Annotated in this window: 21 protein-coding genes; 10 read left to right on the top strand and 11 right to left on the bottom strand. The window is 43.5% G+C overall.

The annotated features are described in order from the left end of the window. Positions 1-100 precede the first annotated feature (100 nt). The 5 genes from AB6E54_RS07565 to dinG form a co-directional block, all read right to left on the bottom strand. The gene (locus AB6E54_RS07565; protein ID WP_102332495.1) at positions 101-1,234 is read right to left on the bottom strand and encodes a cupin domain-containing protein; all 1,134 of its coding nucleotides are present in this window, start codon (positions 1,232-1,234) and stop codon (positions 101-103) included. A 57-nt stretch (positions 1,235-1,291) separates the two neighbouring features. Next, on the bottom strand, positions 1,292-1,462 hold the full coding sequence (gene rsmS, locus AB6E54_RS07560; RefSeq protein ID WP_017055021.1) for a pleiotropic regulatory protein RsmS: 171 nt from the start codon (positions 1,460-1,462) through the stop codon (positions 1,292-1,294). Beyond that, entirely contained in the window at positions 1,452-2,000 is a 549-nt protein-coding gene (locus AB6E54_RS07555) for a primosomal replication protein (RefSeq protein ID WP_017062115.1), read from the bottom strand. Before AB6E54_RS07555 ends, rsmS begins: the two co-directional genes overlap by 11 nt. Before the next feature lie 22 nt (positions 2,001-2,022). Continuing rightward, complete coding sequence (locus tag AB6E54_RS07550) at positions 2,023-2,802, bottom strand: TSUP family transporter (protein WP_017062114.1); 780 nt, start codon at positions 2,800-2,802, stop codon at positions 2,023-2,025. Between the two features lie 128 nt (positions 2,803-2,930). After that, positions 2,931-5,006, bottom strand: coding sequence for an ATP-dependent DNA helicase DinG (gene dinG / locus AB6E54_RS07545; RefSeq protein ID WP_102332494.1), 2,076 nt, complete (start codon positions 5,004-5,006; stop codon positions 2,931-2,933). Between the two features lie 513 nt (positions 5,007-5,519). On the opposite strand from dinG, the gene AB6E54_RS07540 reads away from it, so the two are divergent. Continuing rightward, positions 5,520-6,512, top strand: coding sequence for a porin (locus AB6E54_RS07540; protein ID WP_102332493.1), 993 nt, complete (start codon positions 5,520-5,522; stop codon positions 6,510-6,512). A 77-nt stretch (positions 6,513-6,589) separates the two neighbouring features. Further along, positions 6,590-7,297: a DUF2057 family protein gene (locus tag AB6E54_RS07535; protein ID WP_017062111.1), complete on the top strand. Its 708-nt coding sequence runs from the start codon at positions 6,590-6,592 to the stop codon at positions 7,295-7,297. A gap of 58 nt (positions 7,298-7,355) precedes the next feature. Here the strand turns inward: AB6E54_RS07535 and AB6E54_RS07530 are convergent, their stop codons facing one another. After that, positions 7,356-8,084, bottom strand: coding sequence for a pseudouridine synthase (locus AB6E54_RS07530; protein ID WP_102332492.1), 729 nt, complete (start codon positions 8,082-8,084; stop codon positions 7,356-7,358). A gap of 321 nt (positions 8,085-8,405) precedes the next feature. Between AB6E54_RS07530 and AB6E54_RS07525 the strand changes: the two genes are divergently transcribed. Further along, positions 8,406-10,631: an NADP-dependent isocitrate dehydrogenase gene (locus tag AB6E54_RS07525; RefSeq protein ID WP_017067848.1), complete on the top strand. Its 2,226-nt coding sequence runs from the start codon at positions 8,406-8,408 to the stop codon at positions 10,629-10,631. 326 nt (positions 10,632-10,957) lie between these two features. On the opposite strand, the gene cspD is transcribed toward AB6E54_RS07525, so the two are convergent. Next, the gene (gene cspD, locus AB6E54_RS07520; protein WP_004736548.1) at positions 10,958-11,179 is read right to left on the bottom strand and encodes a cold shock domain-containing protein CspD; all 222 of its coding nucleotides are present in this window, start codon (positions 11,177-11,179) and stop codon (positions 10,958-10,960) included. A gap of 585 nt (positions 11,180-11,764) precedes the next feature. Here cspD and clpS point away from each other — a divergent pair. Next, entirely contained in the window at positions 11,765-12,085 is a 321-nt protein-coding gene (gene clpS / locus AB6E54_RS07515; protein ID WP_004737430.1) for an ATP-dependent Clp protease adapter ClpS, read from the top strand. Positions 12,086-12,124: 39 nt separating this feature from the next. Beyond that, entirely contained in the window at positions 12,125-14,398 is a 2,274-nt protein-coding gene (gene clpA, locus AB6E54_RS07510; RefSeq protein ID WP_017062108.1) for an ATP-dependent Clp protease ATP-binding subunit ClpA, read from the top strand. 208 nt (positions 14,399-14,606) lie between these two features. Here the strand turns inward: clpA and infA are convergent, their stop codons facing one another. The 3 genes from infA to aat all read right to left on the bottom strand — a co-directional run bounded on the left by infA (position 14,607) and on the right by aat (position 16,315). After that, on the bottom strand, positions 14,607-14,825 hold the full coding sequence (gene infA, locus AB6E54_RS07505; protein ID WP_001040192.1) for a translation initiation factor IF-1: 219 nt from the start codon (positions 14,823-14,825) through the stop codon (positions 14,607-14,609). A gap of 81 nt (positions 14,826-14,906) precedes the next feature. Then, entirely contained in the window at positions 14,907-15,605 is a 699-nt protein-coding gene (locus tag AB6E54_RS07500) for an arginyltransferase (RefSeq protein WP_017062107.1), read from the bottom strand. Next, on the bottom strand, positions 15,605-16,315 hold the full coding sequence (gene aat, locus AB6E54_RS07495) for a leucyl/phenylalanyl-tRNA--protein transferase (RefSeq protein ID WP_017063504.1): 711 nt from the start codon (positions 16,313-16,315) through the stop codon (positions 15,605-15,607). The genes AB6E54_RS07500 and aat overlap by 1 nt, the downstream gene beginning before the upstream one ends. Positions 16,316-16,368: 53 nt before the next feature. Between aat and AB6E54_RS07490 the strand changes: the two genes are divergently transcribed. Together AB6E54_RS07490 and aroA are read left to right on the top strand one after the other, a co-directional pair. Beyond that, on the top strand, positions 16,369-16,824 hold the full coding sequence (locus tag AB6E54_RS07490) for a glycine zipper 2TM domain-containing protein (protein WP_050634895.1): 456 nt from the start codon (positions 16,369-16,371) through the stop codon (positions 16,822-16,824). Positions 16,825-16,986: 162 nt separating this feature from the next. Beyond that, entirely contained in the window at positions 16,987-18,267 is a 1,281-nt protein-coding gene (gene aroA, locus AB6E54_RS07485) for a 3-phosphoshikimate 1-carboxyvinyltransferase (RefSeq protein ID WP_017062105.1), read from the top strand. A 61-nt stretch (positions 18,268-18,328) separates the two neighbouring features. On the opposite strand, the gene AB6E54_RS07480 is transcribed toward aroA, so the two are convergent. Further along, a complete protein-coding gene (locus AB6E54_RS07480; RefSeq protein WP_017062104.1) occupies positions 18,329-18,574 on the bottom strand; it encodes a YciN family protein in 246 nt (81 codons plus the stop codon). 439 nt (positions 18,575-19,013) lie between these two features. Here AB6E54_RS07480 and topA point away from each other — a divergent pair, with 439 nt between their 5' ends. The 3 genes from topA (at position 19,014) to glgA (ending at position 24,843) form a co-directional block, all read left to right on the top strand. Next, positions 19,014-21,644, top strand: coding sequence for a type I DNA topoisomerase (gene topA, locus AB6E54_RS07475; protein WP_048612738.1), 2,631 nt, complete (start codon positions 19,014-19,016; stop codon positions 21,642-21,644). 525 nt (positions 21,645-22,169) lie between these two features. Further along, positions 22,170-23,399, top strand: coding sequence for a glucose-1-phosphate adenylyltransferase (gene glgC / locus AB6E54_RS07470; RefSeq protein WP_080582251.1), 1,230 nt, complete (start codon positions 22,170-22,172; stop codon positions 23,397-23,399). Further along, positions 23,389-24,843 (top strand): glycogen synthase GlgA, encoded by a 1,455-nt coding sequence (gene glgA / locus AB6E54_RS07465; RefSeq protein WP_102332491.1) that lies wholly within the window; start codon positions 23,389-23,391, stop codon positions 24,841-24,843. The genes glgC and glgA overlap by 11 nt, the downstream gene beginning before the upstream one ends. Positions 24,844-24,890: the final 47 nt, after the last annotated feature.

Genomic DNA, 24,890 nt, shown 5'->3' with positions numbered 1-24,890 from the left:
AACCAGTTCTTGAATAGAAAAAGGGACAAATGAAGATTTCATTTGTCCCTTTTTTAATTGTTTATTTAGAGGCTATGCAATAACCAGCGGTTGACGCTGCTTACTCTTCGATAAACCAGTAGCCTTTGTTGACCAATTCAGTCACGACAGTTATGCCCGAAGGAGATAGGGCAGTAGCCGAGGTAATCATGGTCTCATCGCAAAGTATGTTGAGTAACGAAGAATCCGCTTCATCCACCTTAACCACTTCGCCATTGATGTAAGCAGTGTTGCTTTCATTTTCGTGGTAGAGCGCCTTTAAGCCTGATACTCGGTGAATCTCACCTTCAGACTCTAAGTGTTGAGCGATCTCTTCTTGAGTCCATAGTGGCTCTGGAGCAACGATATCAAGCTGGTGGCGTGATTGGCTTAGCAGACAACCCATGAATTCACTGATGGTTTCAGGTTGCTCTAGTGCAGATTTCAACATGCCTGTGAGATTACTTAAATCCGATGAACGAATTTTTCCGTAGCCTTCTTGCATTTTGAATTCTGGATCGTGCAGGTGTACGTCACCCATATCATGAGCAAGCACAAAATCGGCAAAGTTGCTGATCAGTTCTTGTTCTTTAGGCGAGCGGTAGCCAATAGAGTAGCTCATTGACGGCTCTAACGTGCTCCCTTCATGTGGGAAACCTGGTGGGATATAAAGGATATCGCCCGGCTCTAAAGTTTCATCAATGATTGGGTCAAAACCTTCAATTTGACGAAGTGCAGACGCTTGAACAGTCTCTTTGTATTGGCCAACATCTTTAGCGCCAACCTTCCATTGACGTTTGCCTTGACCTTGAATGATGAAGACATCGTATTGATCAATATGTGGGCCTACGCCGCCTTCAGGTGCTGAGTAGCAGATCATGAGATCGTCGAATAACCAGTTTGGTAACGCTTGGAACGCCTCAGTCAGCTGATTTGCGCCTTGGTGCCAGTGGTTCGCTGCTTGAACGATCAGTTGCCAATGAGTTTCGGTTAATTCGCCAAACTTTTCTTCAGAGAATGGGCCGTGTTCTGCAGTCCACTGATTGTCGAGGTTAGAGACAAAGCGAGAATCCACTTCTTCTTCCATCGATAAACCAGCAAGTTCTTCCGGCGAAATTGGGTCGACGAAGTTTTGGAAGCCACCCTTTAAGATGGTTGGTTTTTTATGCCAGTAGTTTTCAAGAAACTCGGGCATAGAAAAGCTGAGTTGGTACATGTGAATCCTGTATATTTTTATGCTAGATGCTAGATGCTAGATGCTAGATGCTAGATGCTAGATGCTAGATGCTAGTTTGGCTTGTAAATCTTGCTGGACAATTTTGATTGCTTCTAACGCGACTTTTGGATCGATTTCGTTGCTTTCGAGCAGATAGATCAGGTCGACAGCTAACTTAACTTCTTCTGGTGCGTTATCCAGTGGTGATGGTGTGTTATCAGTGTTCATTTCGCTTAGGGTTCTCTAAGTTAATCAGTCTCTCAATATTTTTCATTGAGTCTTCACAGCGTTCTAATCGCTCTTTTGCTAACTGCCAAGCCTCTTCCGCTTTTTTCTTACTGTGGCGAGGCGCAGAATCAAACGTTAACTTTCGTACTCGTACTAAATCGACCAATCGCTTTTGCCAGTCTTGGTGCTGGGCGAGTTCGTTGTATAGGTCGTTCAGGGTTTTCCCTGACTTGCTTTTTCGGTCCAAGCGTAAATCGTGGTTGGCTAACTCTCTTTGGATTGCTGCAATCTGATTGGTCAGCTTTTCTGTCAGGTAGTTGGCTCTGGACGCGGTCAGTTGATTTGAGGTTTGTTCACGTACAATGGTGCGGTACGTTGCCTGAGTTTCAAGTGCATAGGGAAGCAAAACAGAGGCGCCGCATTTAAATAAGGCTCGGTCAAACAAGGCTTGATGATAAGCCCCTCGAGATTTGTCAACCTGCGAGCAATGGCCAATCAAGGTATCAATAACACTTTTTAGCTTTGAAAATTGATTCATTTCACTTCCCGTTGGCTACTGCCTATAAGTTCACAAACCAAGCTTCGTATGCCAGTTTAATTGCAAGTACGCTTACAACTGTAACAAACACAGGTCTTATAAATGTTGCACCGAACCGAATAGCAGAGTGAGCGCCAACAAATGCACCGGCCATCAAACAAAGGCCCATGGTTAAACCTAGAACCCAATCAATATGACCAAGAATCGCGAAGGTCACCAAAGAGGTAAAGTTACTGGTAAAGTTCATGGCTTTGGATAGACCAGAGGCAAGTAAGATGTTTAAGCGATAAAGCGCCATAGAGCTTACCGTCCAAAACGCGCCAGTTCCTGGGCCAGCAACCCCATCATAAAAGCCAAGAATGAATCCTTGGTACTTTTGTTTTCTCTTAAGCACAGGGCATGGCTTAGGAGACACATTATGGCTCACATCTGGAGTCTTATGAAAAATGGTATAGACCGCTGCGGCAAGAATGACTAACGGCAATACCTTCTCTAACCACTCGGTGCTAATGGCATCAACAGTGAGTGTGCCGATGGTCGCACCTATTAAAGTAGATATGAATGCATTGACCCAACACTCAGGCTTGAACAGCTTTTTACGGTAGTAAGTGAATGCAGCTGTAGATGAAGCGAAGGTTGCTGCAAGCTTGTTAGTACCCAATGCGATGTGTGGCGGTAAACCAAGCGATAGCAAAGCTGGAACGGTTAACATCCCTCCGCCACCTGCGACAGCATCAATAAAGCCTGCTGCAAATGCAACCAGAGCAAGTATGACCAACATGGTTGGCTCAATCATTTCCATAAATAGCTAGTGTTCTCGTTATCGGCTGATAGGGCAGCCACATGAAAAACCGATGGATTAGTCATGTTGGGTTGTGAATGCAAGGGCCTAGCGATGAAGGCCCATAACTACCTCAAGGGCAGGGGATATTAGTATTTTATTGTTCTTTTAAAAGGCGGTAGTGAATCGAGTAGGGACTTTCCGTATCGCTTCGTTACTATGCGTCTATCAAGGATCGTGACTTTACCAGAATCTCTTTCCTTACGCAGTAGTCTACCCACAGATTGAATAAGCTTTTTACTCGCATCTGGAACAGTAATCTGCATAAAAGGGTTGCCACCGCGTGATTCAATATATTCTGAATGTGCTTGCTCTACAGGAGAGGTAGGAACACCAAAAGGAATCTTGGTAATCACGAGGTTTTCAAGAAGCTCACCCGGTAGATCAAGACCTTCAGAAAAGCTGCCAGTTCCAAAAAGAACGCTGGTTTTACCTTGGTCTATTAGCTTTTTATGTTTTTTTAGGATTTCAGTTCGTGAAGTATCACCTTGAACCTGCAATGCCCACGATTTTTTAACGAAATCTGTTGCTAAAGCCTCTGCAACTTTGTTCATTTGCCAGTAAGAAGAGAATAGAACGAGATTGGCTTTTTTGTCTTCTATTACCTTAGGCAAAATTTCAATAAGATATTCGGTAAACTGAGGTGCTTGTGGTTCGTACTTCATTGCTGGAACGATAAGCTCAGCCTGATTCTGGTAATCAAACGGTGATGCCAAAGCCAAAAATTGTACTCCATCTTCTGCTTTTTGGCTGATACCTGCTTGATGACAGAAAAAGCTGAAAGAGTTGAGCGCCCTCATGGTCGCAGATACTAATAAGGCACCCACACAGCGGCTCCAGATTTGTTGATCCAGTTGCCAACCTACCTCTAGTGGCGAAACATTCACAACGAAATCGCCTTCGCTTTCTTTATTCAGTTCGAGCCAACGAGCCAAAGGAGCACCTTTTTCTCTCTTCGGTTCAGCCATTAAGCGCCAAACTTGAGCAAGGTTTTCTGTTCTTTGTATATAGAAGCCAATTTCTGCCAACGCAGGCTCTGCAAGTTTTGCTGAAAGCTCCCCATCTTTAACTCGTTCTGCTATCAGGTCTGCAATCTTCGCAACAGCTTGGCTCGCCTTTTGTGTGAGTTGCTTAAGATCTTTAGATTCATTCTCTAGCCACTCAGGTAAGTCGCCATGTTCGAAGCGATACAAGCCGTCTTCAAAGTGGTTAGCGTCAAACTGTTTACTCATTTGAGTCAGGGTAGGGATCAGCTGTTGCACTGAGTCTTGCAGTTCATTTCGAAACCGGTGGACACGTTTCTCGTCAGCGAGGCCTGAAAGCTTAGTGATGGATTGGTTCAAACGCTCCAACCATGACGCCGCGCCTTTTAAGCTCGCAGCCGCAGAAGAGTGATCTCTGGCTACATGCGGTAAATGGTGAGCTTCATCGAATATATAGATGCTATTTTCTGGCTCAGGCAGTATCACACCGCCTCCTAGGTCTGCATCCGCCATCACCAAGCTGTGATTGGCAATTATCACGTCTGCTTTATCTAGCTCTGAGCGCGCTTTTTGGAAAGGGCAGTCTCTATGAGTAGGCATACTGTTATTACAGCTGTGCTTATCGCTGACAATCATCTGCCAAATCATGTTGTCGATGGGTTTTGGCCACGAATCACGGTCACCATCCCATTTACCTTGGGTTAGGCTACGATACATGGTTTGAAGTTGGTCGATATCCTTCTTCTTTGGCTTAGATTCGAACATGGCCATTTGTCCGCCATCAACCCCGCAGGCAGCGGCTAGCTTTTCGGAACAACAATAACGCTGTCTGCCCTTCGTTAATATGAAAGAAAACTCTCGATCAGTCAGTCTTCTATATAGAGGGAGATCTTTATTGACGAGCTGTTCTTGTAGCGCAACCGTCGCCGTTGATATGACTATTTTTCGGTTATTGAGCACAGCGACAGGAATAGTTGCCATTAAATAAGCCAGTGATTTCCCGATCCCGGTTCCCGCTTCTGCAACAATCATGCGATTACTTTTGTGGTATTGACCACAAAGTGTCTTCGCTATTTCTGCAACAAGGTAATTTTGAGCACGTCTAGGTACAAAGTTGTCCAACTGATCTTGGAGGTTTTGATAACTGGTGCGAATAGATTTTTGAATTTTAGTAGTTAGCATACTGTGACCTACGTAACGGAGCGAGGATAGTAGCACATATCACTAGTCGGTACATTTACGGTGAAATAGCTTGCTTTTGAATCAAAGGTAGATCTTGTTCACAAAAAAAAACTGAACCATCAGGAACTTAACTATTTTATTTATGTTGCGAAATATAAATATTAAAAAAGACTTGCTTGTAGGTGTTAAATCCTGAGATGTGGCGTTTTTACAAGTTGTTTGTGGTGTTAAATGCTGTTTTGTTCTTTTTTTGGATTATTATATTTCCTGATAAAACTAAGGATAAGCTGCTCGTAAAACTATGAAAAAAAATGTAAGTGGTTGATTTTGATTGCTTTGTGTTTTTTTTAGGTTTGTTTTTAGTTTATTTGACACGCAGGATAATCTTTTGCAATCTAGACCTCGAAATTTAGTGACGGTGATTAACCAACAAAGAGTGGTAATGACCAGTCATAAAAATAAAAGGGAACCGGGCAAGGATCTCCCATTCTTAGAAAAGGCAGTGGATTTATTATGAAAAAGACTCTATTAGCACTTGCAGTTGTTGCAGCAGCAGGCTCAGTAAACGCAGCGGAAATTTATAAATCAGAAGACGGCGCAGTAGACTTTTACGGTCAACTACGTACAGAGCTTAAGTTCCTAGACGGGCAAGATGCCAAATTAGGTTCAGGTTCTTCGCGTGCTGGTGTTGACGCTCAATATAATGTATCTGATGATCTTAAAGTTCTTGGTAAAGTAGAATTTGCATTGAAAGACAGTGGCGACATGTATGTACGTAACCACATTTTTGGCTTTAGCAGCGATCAAGCGGGAACAATCAAATTTGGTAAGCAATGGACTACATCAGATGATGTATACGGCGCTGATTACTCATACTTCTTTGGTGGTTCTGCACTGCTTTACTCTGCTTTGAACAGTGCTCTTCATGACTCACAAGTAAAGTACTCTTACGATTCTGACAACTTCTGGGTAAAAGCAGGATACGGATTAGCAGAAGATGATTCTAATCAAGAGCTAGCTGAACTTTACGTTGGTTTTTCTGTTGGTGACGTAAATATCCACGTTGGTGGTGGTCAAACAACTGATGATGTAGCTGGTTCTGGTTTTACAGGCCTTGAGAACACATACTACGAAGGTACTGTTGAGTACTCTAAAGATGTTCTAACAGTTGGTGCAACTGTTGCGGCATCTTCTGTTGAATCTGCTATTGATAAAGCAGACCAAACAGGTTTCTCAGTAGCTGCTACGTATGGCGTTGCTGATAAAACAACAGTATATGGTGGTTATGAGTTCGTGTCTCAAGATCACGATTTATTAGAAGATAGCAACGTTGTTTACGTTGGTGCTGAATACAAGTACGCTAGCTGGGCACGTGTCTATGCTGAGTATGGTTATGCAGACGGTAGTACTCTAGGTTTCACCGCTCAAGGTAGTGATATGGTTGTAGCGCCTCAGACTGTTGAGGGCGAAAACAATTTCGGTATCGGTGCTCGTGTTTACTGGTAATTTGATATATTGTTAGAAAAAGCCCAACATAGAGTTGGGCTTTTTTTTGCCTATTTTTTATAAGGATGGATACAATAATGCAAAGTTTCAAATATTCTTTTTTGGGGCTGTTAGTTGCTTCTACAGTAGTTGATGCCGAAGTAATATTGGATGTCCCTGAAAATGTAAATTTACTTTCAGTAAACATGAGTGTTCCTGACTTTGAACAAGGGTTGTTTTCTGCAGATAAGACAGTGCTTTTACCTGACGGTGAAAACCAAATCGTTTTTCAATATGAACCAGTATTTGATGAAAGAGATAATCAAAGGAAAGTCTACAGTTCTGTTATTATCGCTAAATTTGAGGCAAAAAACGAAGAACTTACCTTATCTATGCCTGAGTTTAAAAACTTGCGTTCTGCTCAAGAAAACATTGGAAACTTGAATTGGGAAATTAAAAACAAGCAAGGACAAGCCTTAATCAAAAATGAAGACATTTTAGCTAGTGACGGAGTTCAACTAAATAGAAGTTATTCTGAAGAAGCTACAGAATATAATAAAGTTGGTGGTGCTGCTGCTGTAACCATGAGTTATTTAGTTGTAGAAAACCAAGTTCGTCCTGCAGTTAAGGTTAATGCTACAAGTTTAGAAGAAAACACGCTAGTAAACGCTGAAGGTTTAACGGCTAACACATCAGCTCAGGTTGTAGATAAATCGGAGTCTTTGAAACAACTTAAAGCTTTGTATCTGAGCACTTCAAAAGAAGACCGTAAAGTATTCCGTAAATGGATGATTGACCAAGAGTAATCAATCTTCACGTACAAAAAAGCGAGACGTAAATCTCGCTTTAATATATTGCTATGAGTTAAATCTCTTTCCACTCACCAGGCTGCAGCTGCCCCACATTCATATTACCCATTGAGTAACGGATAAGACGCAGGGTAGGGAAGCCGATATTGGCTGTCATTCGTCTTACCTGACGGTTACGTCCTTCAATGATTGTAATAGCCAACCATGTTGTCGGTATCGCGGCTCTGAAGCGTACTGGAGGGGTTCTATCCCACACAACAGGTTCAGACATCACCTCAACCTGAGCGGGCAGTGTCATGCCGTCTTTTAGTTCGACACCTTTTCTCAATTTATCTAAATCTTCCTCAGAAGGTACGCCTTCAACCTGCACCCAGTAAGTCTTTGGGGATTTTGAGTTTGGTTGAGTTAGCTTAGCTTGAAAAATACCATCGTTGGTCAAGACCATTAACCCTTCGCTGTCGCGGTCAAGGCGACCTGCAGCATAAACGTCTTTCACTGGAATAAAGTCCGCTAGCGTTTTTCTCCCTTCGCCATCTGTAAATTGGCTTAGAGTATCGAAAGGCTTGTTGAACAGAATTACTTTGCGATCTTCGAGCGCAACCTTAGGTTTTGCATTGGTAGGCTTGCCTTTATATCGGTGCTTGCTTGAGTGAGATTTGTTGTGCGAATTGCCAGTGTTATTCTTATCACTGCTTCGGCTTTGTCTATTACCGCTTTGTTTTAATGTTGCACCAGAACGAGCCGGTTTGTCTGAACGAGATGCGCTGCGTGAGCGAGTAGACATGTTAACTACCTTGCAAAAATGTAAACGAAGTGTGCTGAAAAGTTTTCACTGAAACGGAATTGAGCTATCATTTGCGCGCCTAAAAGACACAAAATAGAACAAGTTGATGGACTCTTAAGCCTGATTTGTTTAATTATACCTTCGTGTTTTATTATAACAACGCACTCACGGATTTGGTTCATGCTGTCATCAAGATTGTATGAAAAATAAGATAGAGTACGACTATCGAGTAAGCAGTTTTCACTCTTAGAGTGGCTTACTGGTCAATTTATAACACGCTCACTACTTTAAATGAGCTTGTAAGAACTATAGGGAAATTTCATGCCTACTGAAAAACCAACGATCATCTATACCATTACAGACGAAGCTCCGGCGCTAGCAACATACTCTCTGCTGCCTATCATTCAATCTTTTACAGCTTCTTCTGGTATTAACGTTGATACTCGCGACATTTCACTTGCAGGGCGTATTATTGCCAACTTCCCTGACTATTTGAACGAAGAGCAACGTATTGGTGATGCATTAGCAGAACTAGGTGAATTGGCTAAGACACCAGAAGCAAACATTATCAAGCTTCCAAACATCTCTGCATCTGTACCTCAGCTTCAAGCAACAATCAAAGAGCTACAGTCAAAAGGTTACGCACTTCCTAATTACCCAGAAGAAGCAAACACTGACGAAGAGAAAGCAGTAAAAGCGACTTACGACAAAATCAAAGGCAGTGCAGTAAATCCAGTATTGCGTGAAGGTAACTCGGATCGCCGCGCTCCACTTTCTGTTAAAAACTACGCGAAGAAGAACCCACACTCAATGGGTGCTTGGTCTGCAGATTCTAAGTCGCACGTTTCAAGTATGGACGACAAAGACTTCTTCGGTAGCGAAAAGTCAGTAACCATTGAAGGTGCTACAGAAGTTAGCATTGAATTCGTTGGCAAAGATGGTGCGAAGAAAACATTGAAGCCAGCTTTTGCACTGCAAGATAAAGAGATCATTGATGCGTCAGTGATGAATAAGGCCGCTTTGGTTGCATTCTTCGAAAAAGAAATCGCATCGGCTAAAGAGCAAGGTGTACTGCTTTCTCTTCACTTGAAAGCGACGATGATGAAAGTATCTGACCCAGTGATCTTTGGTCACGCGGTTAAGGTTTACTACAAAGACGTATTTGCTAAACACGGTCAGCTGTTTGAAGAGCTAGGCGTTGATGTAAATAACGGCATCGGTGATGTCTACGCGAAGATTGATGCGCTTCCTCAAGAGCAGAAAGAAGCAATCGAAGCTGACCTGCAAGCGGTATACGAGACTCAGCCACCACTAGCGATGGTTGATTCGGACCGTGGCATTACTAACCTACACGTACCAAGCGATATCATTGTGGATGCATCTATGCCTGCAATGCTGCGTTCTTCTGGTCAAATGTGGGATCCAGAAGGTAAGCAAAAAGATACCAAAGCAATGATCCCAGATCGTAGCTACGCGAGCATTTACCAAGCGGTTATTGATTTCTGTAAAGAGAACGGCGCGTTCGATCCAACAACGATGGGTAGCGTACCAAACGTTGGCTTGATGGCTCAAAAAGCGGAAGAGTACGGTTCTCATGATAAGACTTTCATCCTTGAAGCTGCTGGTCAGGTTCAAGTTGTTGACGCTTCAGGCGCTGTGCTTCTTGAGCAAGACGTAGAGGAAGGCGATATCTTCCGTATGTGTCAGGTTAAAGATGCACCAATCCAAGACTGGGTTAAGCTTGCGGTAACGCGTGCTCGTGCATCGGGTGTTCCAGCGGTATTTTGGCTAGATGCGTCACGCGCACATGATGCTCAGCTTATCAAGAAAGTTGAAGCATACCTTCCTGAATACGATACCGATGGTCTTGAAATTAAGATCCTTGCTCCACTTGAAGCGACTCAATACTCACTGGTTCGTATCAAAGAAGGCCTAGATACTATTTCGGTTACTGGTAACGTATTACGTGATTACCTAACTGACTTGTTCCCGATTTTAGAGCTTGGTACATCAGCTAAGATGCTATCGATTGTTCCACTAATGAACGGTGGTGGTCTGTTTGAAACAGGTGCTGGCGGCTCTGCTCCTAAACATGTTCAACAAGTAGAGAAAGAAAACCACCTGCGTTGGGATTCTCTAGGTGAATTCTTGGCACTAGCGGCATCTCTAGAGCACCTGAGCGTAGTAACAGGTAACGCTAAAGCACAAGTTCTAGCTGATGCGCTTGATAAAGCGACGGGTGAGTTCCTTGATAACAACAAGTCTCCTTCACGTCGAGTAGGTGAGCTTGATAACCGTGGTAGCCACTACTATCTAGCGGCATACTGGGCTAAGGCGCTTGCTGAGCAAACGGCTGACGCTGATCTTGCTGCTGAGTTTGCAGGTGTGGCAAGTCAACTGGCTGAAAGTGAAGAAGCGATCGTTGCAGAGCTGAACAACGCTCAAGGTGTGGCTGGCGACTTAGGTGGTTACTACCTACTTGACGATGCATTGGTTTCAACACTAATGCGCCCAAGCTCAACGCTAAACGCGTTTATTGATGCATAGTGATTGGACTCATCGTTAGTCACTCATGAACGTGATTTGCTAACGAGTTGCTTAGGCTGATAGCTAAGTTATAGATAAAGTCAAAACGAAAGACGCTTTAACGATAATGTTAAAGCGTCTTTTTTCTGTCTAATACTTCTTAAGACCTAGCTTAAGGGGAGTAGCTCTTCGAGCTCATTGTCCAGTGAGCAACTTTAGAGCCCCCAAAACGAAAAAAACCGCTCACGTAATCCTGTGTTACAGGTATTAAATGAGCGGTTTCAATATTCTGTTTACCTGTCACCGTTAATGACGACTGATGGAGGTTAACATGAGTTTGCATTCGCCTATTTTGCGGCGCTGCCTTCTACAGGAACAACGGAGCTAGCATGCGAGCCTTTAGGTCCACTTTCTACTTCATAGTCGACCTGCTGACCAGCCTTTAAGGTTCGATAACCTTCCATTTGTATTGTGGAGTAGTGCGCGAAAATATCGCCGTCTTCACCTTCTGGACAAATAAAGCCAAACCCTTTGGCATTGTTAAACCATTTTACTGTACCTGTAGCCATGCTATACATCCCTCATGCATTTTGTTACTAACGTTGTTATATCAATTGTTGTAAGTGCGATTGATATCATTCCTACCAGCTAAAGAATTTCAGCTAATAGCTTGAATCTCGTACATTGCTTACGGAAATTAACGCTACCCTGCGTAATTATTCCTTATTGTTAATTTTTGAAGCGTGTTACTGATTTTAATTCATGTTGCAAAAGTGTATTAAAAAACCTTTTAGCTCCAATGTAGCTAATGATTGAGCACAGTCAATAGTAAATTGGTATAAAAGTGATCAATTTTAATAACAAATCACATTCGAGATTAACCGCAAACTATTAACCAAATAGTAACTTAGCGGTAATCTTATCGTTAGTATCAATAGTTATGGCGTCTTTTTAATCAATCACATATGTTAATCTTGTTAATCGAGATCTTTTATTTGCAGCGATGGAAATGGTGGATTAGGCTCAGTATAGAGGAATATTTTTTGGTACTGTTTCTAGGTGCAGTTTCTTAGTACACGGTAAAGCGTGAATGTGGTAAATTTGAGTTAGGTAAACACTCACGACTTCCGAAAAATAACCCTTAGCAAAGCGATATGAGCAGAAACTTTGAATGGGCATCTCCAGGCTCAGATTTACTGGAGAAAGAAGCAACAAAAGTAAAGCCACCGGCGATGTATAACGTTGTGTTGAATAACGATGACTACACGCCCATGGACTTTGTAATCGAGATCCTAGAGCGATTCTTCTCACTAGATATCGAAAAAGCAACGGAAGTGATGCTCAAGGTTCATTATGAAGGTAAAGCTATATGCGGCACATACAGTGCTGAAATAGCGGAAACAAAGGTAGCGCAGGTCACGATGTACTCAAAGGAAAATGAGCATCCGCTACTATGTACAATGGAGCAAGTATAAATTGCTCGAACAACACTGTTGTTCCCTTAGGAGGTACTTATGCTAAATAAAGAATTAGAGACGAGTTTAAATGGCGCATTTGCTCGTGCGCGAGACAAGCGACATGAATTCATGACTGTCGAACACCTCCTACTAGCATTATTAGAAAATGATGCGGCCAAGGAAGCGCTCCAAGCTTGTCAGGCTGATCTCGATGCTCTTCGCAATGAGCTCGATATTTTTATCGATCAAACGACCCCACTTATCCCTGAAAGCGACGAAACTCGCGAAACTCAGCCTACGTTGAGCTTCCAACGAGTACTTCAACGCGCTGTTTTTCATGTTCAATCTTCAGGTCGCAGCGAAGTAACAGGTGCTAACGTACTTGTGGCTATTTTTAGTGAGCAAGAATCTCACGCGGCATATCTTCTTAAGAAAAACGACATTAGTCGCTTAGATATTGTTAACTTCATCTCACACGGTATTACCAAAGCGAGCAACGAAGGCGACAGTCCTTCATCATCCGATTCATTTGGTGGTGCAGAAAATGCTGAAGAAGCTAACTCTGAAGACCGTTTAGAAAATTTTGCTACTAACCTTAACGAAGTCGCAAAGCAGGGCAATATTGACCCACTAATCGGTCGTGACAAAGAGCTAGAACGCACTATCCAAGTTCTGTGTCGTCGTCGTAAGAACAACCCTCTGTTAGTGGGTGAAGCGGGGGTAGGTAAAACTGCCATCGCGGAAGGTCTTGCATGGCGCATCGTTGAAGGACAAGTGCCTGAAATCATTCAGAGCAGCGTAATTTATTCTCTAGATATCGGTTCACTGTTAGCCGGAACCAAATATCGTGGTGACTTTGAGAAACGTTTTAAAGCGATTCTTAAGCAACTGGAGAAAGAAGAAGACGCGATTCTGTTCATCGATGAGATCCACACCATTATCGGTGCCGGGGCTGCATCGGGTGGTCAGGTTGATGCGGCAAACTTAATTAAACCATTACTAAGCAGTGGCAAATTACGTTGCATCGGTTCAACAACGTACCAAGAGTACAGCAGTATTTTTGAGAAGGAGCGTGCTTTAGCTCGTCGCTTCCAGAAAATAGATATTATTGAACCATCGCTAGACGATACGACCAAGATCCTGATTGGCTTGAAGCCAAAATACGAAGCTCACCACGAAGTGCGCTACACCAACAAAGCGTTGCGTGCCGCTGTGGAACTGTCAGCTAAATACATTAATGAACGCCACCTTCCTGATAAGGCCATTGACGTAATCGATGAAGCGGGCGCTCGTAGTCGTTTGGCACCTGCAAGCCGTCGTAAGAAAACGGTAAGCGTGGCTGATATTGAGTCAATGGTTGCGAAAATGGCGCGTATTCCTGAAAAGTCAGTATCGTCTTCAGACAAAGATACACTCCAGAAACTGGATGAGCGCATGAAAATGTTGGTATTCGGACAAGACCCTGCAATCGATGTATTGAGTGAAGCGATTAAGCTGACCCGTGCTGGATTGGGTGCAGACAATAAACCTGTTGGTTCATTCTTGTTTGCTGGTCCTACTGGTGTCGGTAAAACAGAGGTGACTGTTCAGCTGTCTAAGTTGATGGGTATTGAGCTTCTGCGCTTTGATATGTCTGAGTACGGTGAGCGACACTCAGTGAGCCGCTTGATTGGTGCGCCTCCTGGTTATGTTGGTTACGACCAAGGTGGTTTGCTAACGGATGCCGTAATCAAGAACCCGCACTCTGTTGTGTTACTGGATGAAATCGAGAAAGCTCACCCAGATATCTTTAACTTGCTACTGCAGGTAATGGATAACGGCACGCTAACTGACAACAATGGTCGCAAAGCGGACTTCCGTAATGTGATTCTAGTGATGACGACCAACGCAGGTGTGGCTGAAACCGAGAAGAAATCGATCGGCCTGATCCAACAAGATCATGCGCCAGATGCGATGGGCGAAATCAAGAAGGTATTTACTCCTGAGTTCCGTAACCGTCTTGATAATATCATTTGGTTCAACAGCCTTGACCCAAGTGTGATTAGCCAAGTAGTTGATAAGTTCATTGTCGAGCTTCAGGTTCAACTGGACGCTCGTGGCGTGTCTTTAGAGGTTTCTGAGGATGCTCGTCACTGGTTAGCTGATAAAGGCTATGACAAGACCATGGGTGCTCGTCCAATGGGACGTGTTATTCAAGAGAAGCTTAAGAAACCACTTGCTAACGAGTTACTGTTCGGTAGCTTGGTTGATGGCGGTACGGTTAAAGTATCCCTGAAAAAAGACGAATTGGATTTCATCTATGTTGGTGCTAAAGAAGAGGTCATGCACTAACGAAGTGATTGATAAATCAAAGGCTTAAATATAAAACGCATGACTTAGGTTGTGCGTTTTTTTATGCTTGCGAGATGCGAGATGCGAGATGCGAGATGCGAGATGCGAGATGCGAGATGCGAGATTGATGTGCTTGTGTAGTAAAAAGCTCAGGCAATAAAAAACGGAGCCTTAAGCTCCGCTTCTTATTGTATTCGCTAATTAAAAATTAACGAGCACGGAAGACGATGCGGCCTTTAGAAAGGTCGTATGGAGTCATCTCAACAGTTACTTTATCACCAGTAAGAATACGGATGTAGTTCTTACGCATTTTACCAGAGATGTGTGCTGTCACTACGTGACCGTTTTCAAGCTCAACACGGAACATTGTGTTTGGTAGAGTATCAAGGACAGTGCCTTGCATCTCGATTACGTCTTCTTTAGCCATCTAATCCTCTTTCGAAATTTGGCGGTTTTCAACGGCTTGATTGTGCCGTTAAAATCAAAATATGTAAAGTTGTCGCGTATTCTACCCTTGCCACCGCTGATTTACTAGCCTTTGATGACGTTGAAATCGTACTTTATAGTTCATCGCAGGGCATTCATCGATTTGATAACCCAAATATAACCATTGTTTTTGTTCTTTCTGGGCATGTTGGATCTGAAATAGAACGCCAAGTGTTCCCATCGAAATGTCTATATCAGGAGCGAAGAAGGTATAAAACGCGCTCGTACAGTGAGCCATGATGTCGGTTACGGCGATACCAACCAACTTGTTCTCATCATAGATGTGCATGAACTTTGTAGTAAGCCACTCATTTTTAGAGAATTGTAGAAACTCTTCTTTCTTGGGTGGGTACATGGTTCCCGAACGGTGACGAGCGGTGATATAGCGACTGTATAAGTCAAACCAGTTGTCATCCATCTCATCTTTCAGTTCCCAACGTAGTGATTTTCCTTTGTTAAGGATCCGTCGTTGGCTTTTGGAAAGCTTAACCTCAGGAATTGAAAGCCGAATCGCTTGGCATGCTGAGCAATTATCGCAATGTGGCTTATAAATGGTTGAACCACTGCGGCGAAATCCATTCGCAAGCAGAACTTCATAGTTATCTGAGGTGTGCATGTGTTCGTCAAGCGTGACCGCCACTCTCTCTTCGAAGTGAGGTAAGTAGCTGCAAGCGTGATTGTCTGTTAATCCAATTCTGATTTGTTGTAAATCTGGATTCATTAAGGCATTTCCTTTAGCCATTGGGTTTTAAAGCATGCATCGTCAACGGAGAACTCTTTGAGTAATTGCAGAGAGCCTAGGAATTCATCCCTATCAACCTCGATAGCGCCCAAGGATTCCAAGTGAGGGTTCATGACTTGGCAATCAATCAGTTGTCCGCCGAATCGGGTAAAGTGTTTACAAAAGTACCACAGCGCAATTTTAGAGGCATTGGTCTTTAGGCTGAACATCGATTCACCGCAAAAGACTTGGCCTCTTTGTAAGCCGTAAAGTCCACCGATCAGTTCATCATCTTGCCAAACCTCAACCGAGTGGCAGAAACCTAATGAAGCGAGTTTGCGGTAGGCTGACTGCATGTCGCTGTTTAGCCAGGTTTCTTCTTCGGGTCTTAGTGAAGAGCAATAACCAATTACTCTGTCCGTCGCTTGGTTGATGCTGACTCGGTAATTGTGCTTTCTTTGAAACTTTTTAAGACTTTTTGACGGTTCGAATGTCTTAGGATTAAATACCGCTCGCGGTGCAGGGCTCCACCAAAGTATAGGCTCACCTGGGCCATACCATGGAAATATACCTTGGCTATAAGCGTTTAAAATTCGCATTGGTGATAAATCACCACCGAAGGCGAGCAGACCGTTGGGGTCATCAAGCGCGTCGAAAGGCGAAGGAAACTCTATACTAGTAGTATCAAGTTCGGTTAGGTATATAGTCATAAGTACCGCATTACAGATTAATCACTGACCAAGAGGTCTTTAGGAGTTTTACCATGAAGAAGTTGCTTTGGATTTTACTTGTTTTGCCCATGTTGGCAAATGCAGCTTACAACAGAAACCAAGCTCGACCAGTAAACGAGGTGGTTTATGGTGAGATTGATACGGTCAGATACATCACTCAGCAAGAGATCGTTGAGTCGAAAGCGAATGGTTGGGAAACCTTGTTAGGTGCGGCGATTGGTGGCTTGATTGGTAACCAGTTTGGCGGCGGCACTGGTAAAGAAGTGGCGACAGCTGTAGGTGCAGTAGCAGGTGCGGGTATTGCTCGTAACCGAGGTAACACACAATATAAAGTAGAGTACAAACTGGTCGAGTTATTGGTCAAAACCAAAGACGACAAGTTGGTCAACATTATCCAAGATGTCGATAACTCGATGCTGTTCAACCGAGGCGATGATGTACGAATTCTCTATTTTTCAGATGGTGTTCGAGTTGATCTCGCGTACTAGTATATAAATACGATTGATTGGCTAATTAATCACCGGTTTGGGCCGGATTAGCTCTGGAGTTCGTTGGAAAAGTTCGTTAGTCTGCAAGTACGAAGAATTATTCATCACCCGAAAATAAATACGCACCAGTGACTTCGGGTGGTACAAGGACTATAAGATTTAATGGAAAGCCTTACGTTACAACCAATTCAAAAAGTGAACGGGGAAGTTAACCTACCTGGTTCAAAAAGCGTTTCCAACCGTGCACTTCTTTTGGCTGCACTTTCTACGGGAACCACTCGCTTAACAAACTTGCTAGACAGTGATGATATTCGTCATATGTTGAATGCATTGACTCAGTTAGGTGTTGATTATCAGTTGTCTGCAGACAAAACCGTTTGTGAAGTGACAGGTGTTGGTGGTGCATTCTCAAGTGACAAAGCCCTAGAGCTTTTCTTAGGTAACGCGGGTACGGCGATGCGTCCGTTGGCGGCTGCACTATGTTTAGGTCGCGGTGAATACGTTCTTACTGGTGAGCCTCGCATGAAAGAGCGCCCAATTGGCCACTTAGTAACAGCACTACGAGAAGCCGGTGCCGACGTTGAATATTTAGAGAACGAAAACTACCCGCCATTGAAGATCACAGGTACCGGTTTGAAGAGCGGTACGGTTTCTATCGACGGTTCGATCTCTAGTCAATTTTTGACGGCATTTTTGATGGCTGCGCCTTTAGCTGAAGGTGAAGTGACCATTAAAATTGACGGTGAATTGGTTTCTAAACCTTACATCGATATTACGCTGCACATCATGAAGCAATTTGGTGTGGACGTGATCAATAATGATTACCAAGAGTTTGTGATTCCTACCGGGCAATCTTACTCGGCACCGGGTGATTTCTTGGTTGAAGGTGATGCATCATCTGCGTCATATTTCCTTGCAGCCGCTGCTATCAAAGGTGGTGAGATTAAGGTCACTGGTATTGGTAAAAACAGTATCCAAGGTGATATCCAATTCGCTGATGCGCTTGAGAAAATGGGTGCGGAAATCGAATGGGGTGACGACTACGTTATTTCTCGTTGTGGCGAGCTGAAAGGCATTGATATGGACTATAACCATATCCCAGATGCTGCGATGACTATCGCGACAACCGCATTGTTTGCGAAAGGCACAACGGCAATCCGTAATGTCTACAACTGGCGTGTGAAAGAGACAGATCGCTTGGCTGCAATGGCAACAGAGCTACGCAAAGTCGGCGCTGAAGTGGAAGAGGGTGAAGATTACATTATTGTTAACCCTGTGGCTGAACTGACTCATGCGGCGATTGATACTTACGATGATCACCGTATGGCGATGTGTTTCTCGCTGGTTGCCTTGAGCGATACGCCTGTGACGATTAATGATCCAGGTTGTACGTCAAAGACATTCCCTGATTACTTCGACAAGCTGAAAATGCTAAGTCTATAAAAATGCTTAGTATGTAAAGGTTTAGGAACAAAAAAGCTTGCCTAAGTGGCAAGCTTTTTAATTATTGCTGAATTGTAAATTCTTTCGAAAGGTGGTGCGCTAAGTATTTAAACATGTTAAATACCGCGGTTGTATTCTCGGTCGGCATTCCATTGCTGTCTAAGAAGTATTCACCTTTGAAGACGAGTACATCGTCTTTTTCTACTACGCTGTTTGCGCGCATGCCTTCAATGTAGTCATCATGTGATTGGATAATTTGGTTTGCGATAAGCAGTAAATCAAATTCTGCTATTACTTTCTTTGTCATGAGTTTATCTCTGATAACTGAATATAACGTTGAGTTTATGGTGTCGAACTAGAAATTCAATGATTTCACAACCGATTAAGAGAGTCTTTTCAAACATCCACAATTTATTTTGTGATTTACGGCAAAAATAATTGAATGGGGCTCGCGTTAGATTCGCGGACAAGCTTAGTATGAGCCCGTTTAGACGTAATGCCTGATGAATAGGCTCTTGCAAGTATTCTTAGTGAGTACTTTATAGCTTCTTTATATTGTGACCCTTTTATCTATGAGTCGTCGAATTGTCGAGCGATCAGATCCAATTTTGAAAAAAGCGGTTGATCTTCTAGTAATCTCGCACAATAGTAAAAAAAGAAGCAATGAATTTAGAATATCATGCGTAAAAGCCCACAAGCTAAATTGTTGGTGCTGAAGCATCGTGATTAAGGACGTTAGAGTCAATATGGGTAAATCGCTCGTTATAGTGGAGTCGCCAGCCAAGGCTAAAACTATCAATAAATATCTTGGCAAAGACTTTGTCGTTAAGTCGAGTGTAGGTCACGTACGTGATTTACCAACGGCAGGTCAAAGTACTGGTCAAAAGGCTGCTGCAGTTTCAACCAAGGGTATGAGCCCAGAAGACAAAGCTCGTATCAAAAAAGAAAAAGATCGCAAAGCTCTTATCAAAAAGATGGGTATCAACCCATATAAAGAGTGGGAAGCGAACTATCAAATCCTACCTGGTAAAGAGAAAGTCGTCGCTGAATTGCAAAAACTGGCTGAGAACGCAGACCATGTTTATCTCGCAACCGATTTGGACCGCGAAGGAGAAGCTATCGCATGGCACCTTCGTGAGATCATCGGCGGCGATGAAACGCGATACAAGCGAGTGGTTTTTAACGAAATCACCAAGAATGCTATTCAACAAGCTTTCGAAACGCCAGGTGAGCTAAATATTGATGGCGTAAACGCACAACAAGCACGACGTTTTATGGACCGTGTTGTTGGCTTTATGGTGTCACCTCTGCTTTGGAAAAAAGTAGCACGAGGCCTGTCCGCTGGCCGTGTTCAATCAGTAGCGGTAAAACTACTGGTAGAGCGTGAGCGCGAGATCAACGCCTTTATCCCTGAAGAGTTCTGGGATGTGCATGCTGATACTAAAACAGCAGAGAAAACCGACTTTAGACTGCAAGTTGCACAGAAAGACGGTGTTGCGTTTAAACCTGAAAATGAAGCGCAAACACAAGCTGCTGTTAGCGTTTTAGAAAAAGCGCAATACGAAGTATGTAAACGTGAAGACCGCCCAACAAAGAGTAAGCCGTCTGCACCTTACATCACGTCGACGCTGCAACAAGCGGCGAGTACGCGTCTTGGTTATGGCGTAAAGAAAACCATGATGCTGGCTCAACGCCTGTATGAAGCGGGTTACATCACTTATATGCGTACTGACTCAACTAACTTGAGCTCAGAAGCTGTAGAAGCCGCTCGTGAATACATTGGTTCTGAGTACGGCGCGCAATACCTTCCACCTAAAGCACTTGTATACGGCAGCAAAGAGGGCGCTCAAGAGGCCCACGAAGCGATTCGTCCTTCAAGTGTAGATGTTAAGTCGGAAGACCTAAACGGCGTAGATGCAGACGCACACAAGCTTTATTCGCTAATTTGGAATCAATTCGTTGCGTGTCAAATGACACCAGCTCAATACGATTCAACGACAGTAAGCGTTAAAGCCGATGAGTACACGTTAAAAGCGAAAGGTCGTATCCTTAAATTTGATGGTTGGACTCGTGTTCAGCGTCCAATGGGTAAGAACGAAGATACGATCCTTCCAGCAGTTCAGATCGGCGATAAGCTTGACCTGATCGCGCTAGACCCTAAACAGCACTTCACTAAGCCACCGGCTCGTTTCACTGAAGCGGCGCTAGTTAAAGAGCTTGAGAAGCGTGGTATTGGTCGTCCTTCAACATACGCATCTATCATCTCGACGATTCAAGATCGTGGTTATGTAAAAGTTGAACAGCGTCGTTTCTATGCTGAGAAGATGGGTGAAATTGTTACTGACCGTCTAGACGGCAGCTTCAACGACCTAATGAACTACGACTTCACTGCTCGTATGGAGCAGAAGTTGGACCAAATCGCAGAAGGCGAAGCAAGCTGGAAAGGCGTGCTAGATAACTTCTTCGAAGACTTTACTGGCGATTTGGAAAAAGCAGATTTAGACGAAGACGCTGGTGGCATGAAGCCAAATCATATCGTGGAAACCGATATTGAGTGTCCGACTTGTAGTCGTAAAATGGGTATTCGTACTGCTTCGACAGGCGTATTCCTTGGTTGTTCTGGCTATGCACTTCCACCAAAAGAGCGTTGTAAGACAACAATCAACCTTGGTGATGAAGAAGGCATTATCAACGTGCTTGAAGAAGACGTTGAAACAGCAGCACTTCGAGCTAAAAAGCGTTGTCCTATTTGTGAAACGGCAATGGATGCTTATCTAATCGATGATAAGCGTAAGATGCACGTATGTGGTAACAACCCGAACTGTGAAGGTTATGTGGTTGAGCACGGCGAATTTAAAGTGAAAGGCTATGATGGTCCACTTGTTGAGTGTGACAAGTGTGGTTCTGACATGGTTCTGAAGAACGGTCGTTTTGGTAAATACATGGATTGTACCAATGACGATTGTAAGAACACTCGTAAGATTCTAAAAAATGGCGAAGTTGCGCCACCGAAAGAAGACCCGGTACATTTCCCTGAACTTCCATGTGAAAATTCAGACGCGTACTTTGTTCTTCGTGATGGTGCTTCTGGTCTATTTATGGCTGCGAGCAACTTCCCTAAATCACGTGAAACACGTGCACCATTAGTGGAAGAGTTGGTTCGTTTTAAAGACCGTATCTCACCTAAGTTCCAATACCTAGCATCAGCGCCAGTTGCTGACCCTGATGGTAAGCCGACAGTGGTTCGTTTTAGTCGTAAGACTAAAGAAAACTACGTTCGTACTGAAGTAGATGGAAAACCGTCCGGTTGGACTGCGTTGTACATCGACGGTAAGTGGGAAGTTACGGATAAGCGTAAAAAGCCTAAAGAGAAGTAACTGAACGTTATTGATGAAAAAGCAGCCTAATGGCTGCTTTTTTTTTGATCTCAATATGACTAAATATGCAACTTGTTGACTTAGTATTTCGTCGGCCGGAATTTATTAAATTCACACCGCGAAATTAATGGCGGTAATTAATCATATCTTCTTATGCAACTTTAACGAGAATGTAACTTAATTAAAATATTGTAACTCACAGATCAGCGTTTAGTTGTATACCTGATGTGTGTCGGGTGTTAATGTAATGTTTCGTCTGGACGGTGTAGTGTGAGCTGCTTTAAGTCTTAGGAAAGCAATCAGCTTACGTACCACAGAATGGCGTATTAAAAATTGAATTCGGCCGAAAAGTCGATAACGTATATAAAACCAAGTGCAAAGAATAGTGCACACATAACAACGTTTGGCTTAGGATATTGTCACTGTATGTGAATGGATATTCGCTAAATACCGAAATAAGTGTTGGTGCTCATCCCCCAGAGGAAGATACCTCTACGAGTACTAACATCGACAAGCTATAGATATATGGAGAATAAAATGGCTGGTGTATTGGGAATGATTCTTGCTGGTGGTGAAGGCTCTCGCTTAAGACCTTTAACTGAATCTCGCAGCAAACCCTCGGTTCCTTTCGGTGGTAGTTACCGCTTAATTGATTTCGCTTTGAACAACTTCGTTAATGCTGATCTAATGAAGATCTACGTATTAACACAATTTAAGTCACAGTCACTGTTCCACCATATGAAAAAAGGCTGGAATATCAGTGGCATAACAGACCGTTTTATCGACCCAATTCCTGCGCAAATGCGTAAAGGAAAGCGTTGGTATGAAGGCACAGCAGATGCTATCTACCAAAACATGGGCTTTATGGAGTTGGAAGAACCTGATCAAGTATGTATTTTTGGTTCAGACCATATCTATAAGATGGACATCAAACAGATGCTTGATTTCCATAAAGAGAAGAAAGCGGCTCTAACAGTATCAGCATTGCGCATGCCGCTAGCTGAAGCATCAGAATTCGGTGTTATTGAGGTTGATGCTGACGGCCGTATGATTGGCTTTGAAGAGAAACCTGCAAATCCGAAGTCGATCCCGGGCGATCCAGAATCAGCGCTCGTTTCAATGGGCAACTACGTGTTCGAAGCGAAAGAGCTTTTTGCCGAACTAACGGAAGATGCTGATAGAGAAGGTTCGACACACGATTTCGGCAAAGACATTATTCCAAACATGTTCCCACGTGGTGATGTGTTTGTTTATGATTTCAGCACCAACCGTATTACTGGTGAGAAAGAAGAAGTTTACTGGCGCGATGTAGGTACGATTGACGCGTACTGGCAAGCGCACATGGACCTTCTTAAGAAAGATGCGCCATTCTCGCTATACAACCGTAAATGGCCTCTACACACTTATTACCCGCCACTACCACCAGCTACGTTTACTGATTCGGCAAATGGTCGAATTCAGATCATTGATAGCCTTGTGTGTAGCGGTAGTTATGTACGTGGTTCGCGTATTGAAAAGAGTGTATTGGGCTTCCGCAGCAATATCGCATCAGCGTGTGATATCAGCGAAAGTATCTTACTCGGTGATGTAAAAGTGGGTGAGGGTTGTATCTTGCGCCGCGTTATCATTGATAAAGATGCAGACATCGCACCGGGTACACAGATTGGTGTGAATCTGACAGAAGACAAAAAGCATTACCACGTATCTGACGATGGTGTTGTAGTGATTTCTAAAGGAGCACGAGTTGGTTACTAAGACTCTCTCGGTACTTTTTGTAGCGTCTGAAGTTGAAGGCTTGATTAAAAGTGGTGGCTTGGCTGATGTAGCCAAGGCACTGCCGAAAGCGTTGCAAACACTCGAACAGGACGTTCGAGTGACTATCCCCGCATATAGAAACATTCCAAACATTGATTCAGCAGAAGTTATTTTATCGACTGAACTCGATCATTGGCCTCATACGGCTTATCAAGTTAAAAAACTGAGCGTAGAAGGCGTTCCAGTTTTTGGTATTGAATGTGCCAAGTATTTCGACCGCCCGGAAATGTACGCAGAAAACAATCAAGCTTATGCTGATAACGGAGAGCGCTTCTCGTTCTTTAGTGCAGCCTGTCTTGATATGCTTCCTAAGCTTGGTTTTCAACCGGATATCATTCATGCAAATGACTGGCATACTGGTTTCGTTCCTTTCTTGCTTAAATCGCGTTATCAAGAACACGATTTCTTTGAAAATACGCGCAGTGTTATCTCGATCCACAATGCGGTTTTCAAAGGTGTGTTCGCATACGATGAACTTCAATTCCTGCCAGAGATGCACAGTTACCATGCGCCTGAAGCTTCAGTGAGTGACACTCATGTCACTATGCTAAGAGCTGGTGTGATGTGCGCGGATAAAGTGAACGCAGTAAGTCCTACCTATGCAGAAGAGTTGAAAACGGAATTAGGTAGCCACGGTATGGCTGCAGAATTCCAACACAGATCGGCTGATCTGTTCGGCATTTTGAATGGGTGTGATTACGGGGCTTGGAATCCGGAAACTGATGCTTTCCTGCCTCGTAAATACAAAGCGACCAAGCACAGCATGGCTCGCGGAAAATCAGCTTGTAAGCAAAAACTGCAACAAGATGTAGGTTTACCCGTTGCCGACTGCGCGGTTTATGGCATGGTTTGTCGCTTGACGAATCAAAAAGGTGTTCATTACTTACTGCCTATCATCGAACAGTTTTTGAAAAATGATCTGCAGATCGTGATTGTCGGTACTGGCGATCCGGTTTTAGCGAGTCAATTGAAAGAGCTATCAGCGCTTCACTCAGATAAGTTCTCGTTCGTGGAAGCGTACAATAATGAACTTGCGCACTTGGTTGAAGCAGGCTCTGATTTCTTCTTGATGCCTTCGGAATTTGAACCGTGTGGCTTAAACCAAATCTACAGCATGGCTTACGGTACTTTGCCGATTGTTCGTTCTGTGGGAGGTTTAAAAGACAGTGTGAATGATTACGATGAGGATCCTGAAGTCGCGACTGGGTTTGCTTTTGAAGAGCCAACACCGCAGGCGTTATTGGCTGTGTTACATCGTTCATTACTGCTTTACGCACAAAACCCATCTGAAATTAAGCGTGCTCAGCTTTATGCTATGCAGCAAGATTTTAGTTGGGAAGATGCGGCTAAAGAATACTTGGATATGTACCATTCAGCACTTTAACTTGTTGACTTAGTCTTAAAATTAGCTGGCGAGCAACAACCGCTCGT

Origin of the sequence: Vibrio sp. 10N.247.311.49, assembly GCF_041467655.1 — a bacterium.
GTDB classification, from domain to species: domain Bacteria; phylum Pseudomonadota; class Gammaproteobacteria; order Enterobacterales; family Vibrionaceae; genus Vibrio; species Vibrio crassostreae_C.
The sequence above is the reverse complement of the archived record's forward strand: the minus strand, read 5'-3'. Positions and strand labels throughout refer to the sequence as shown.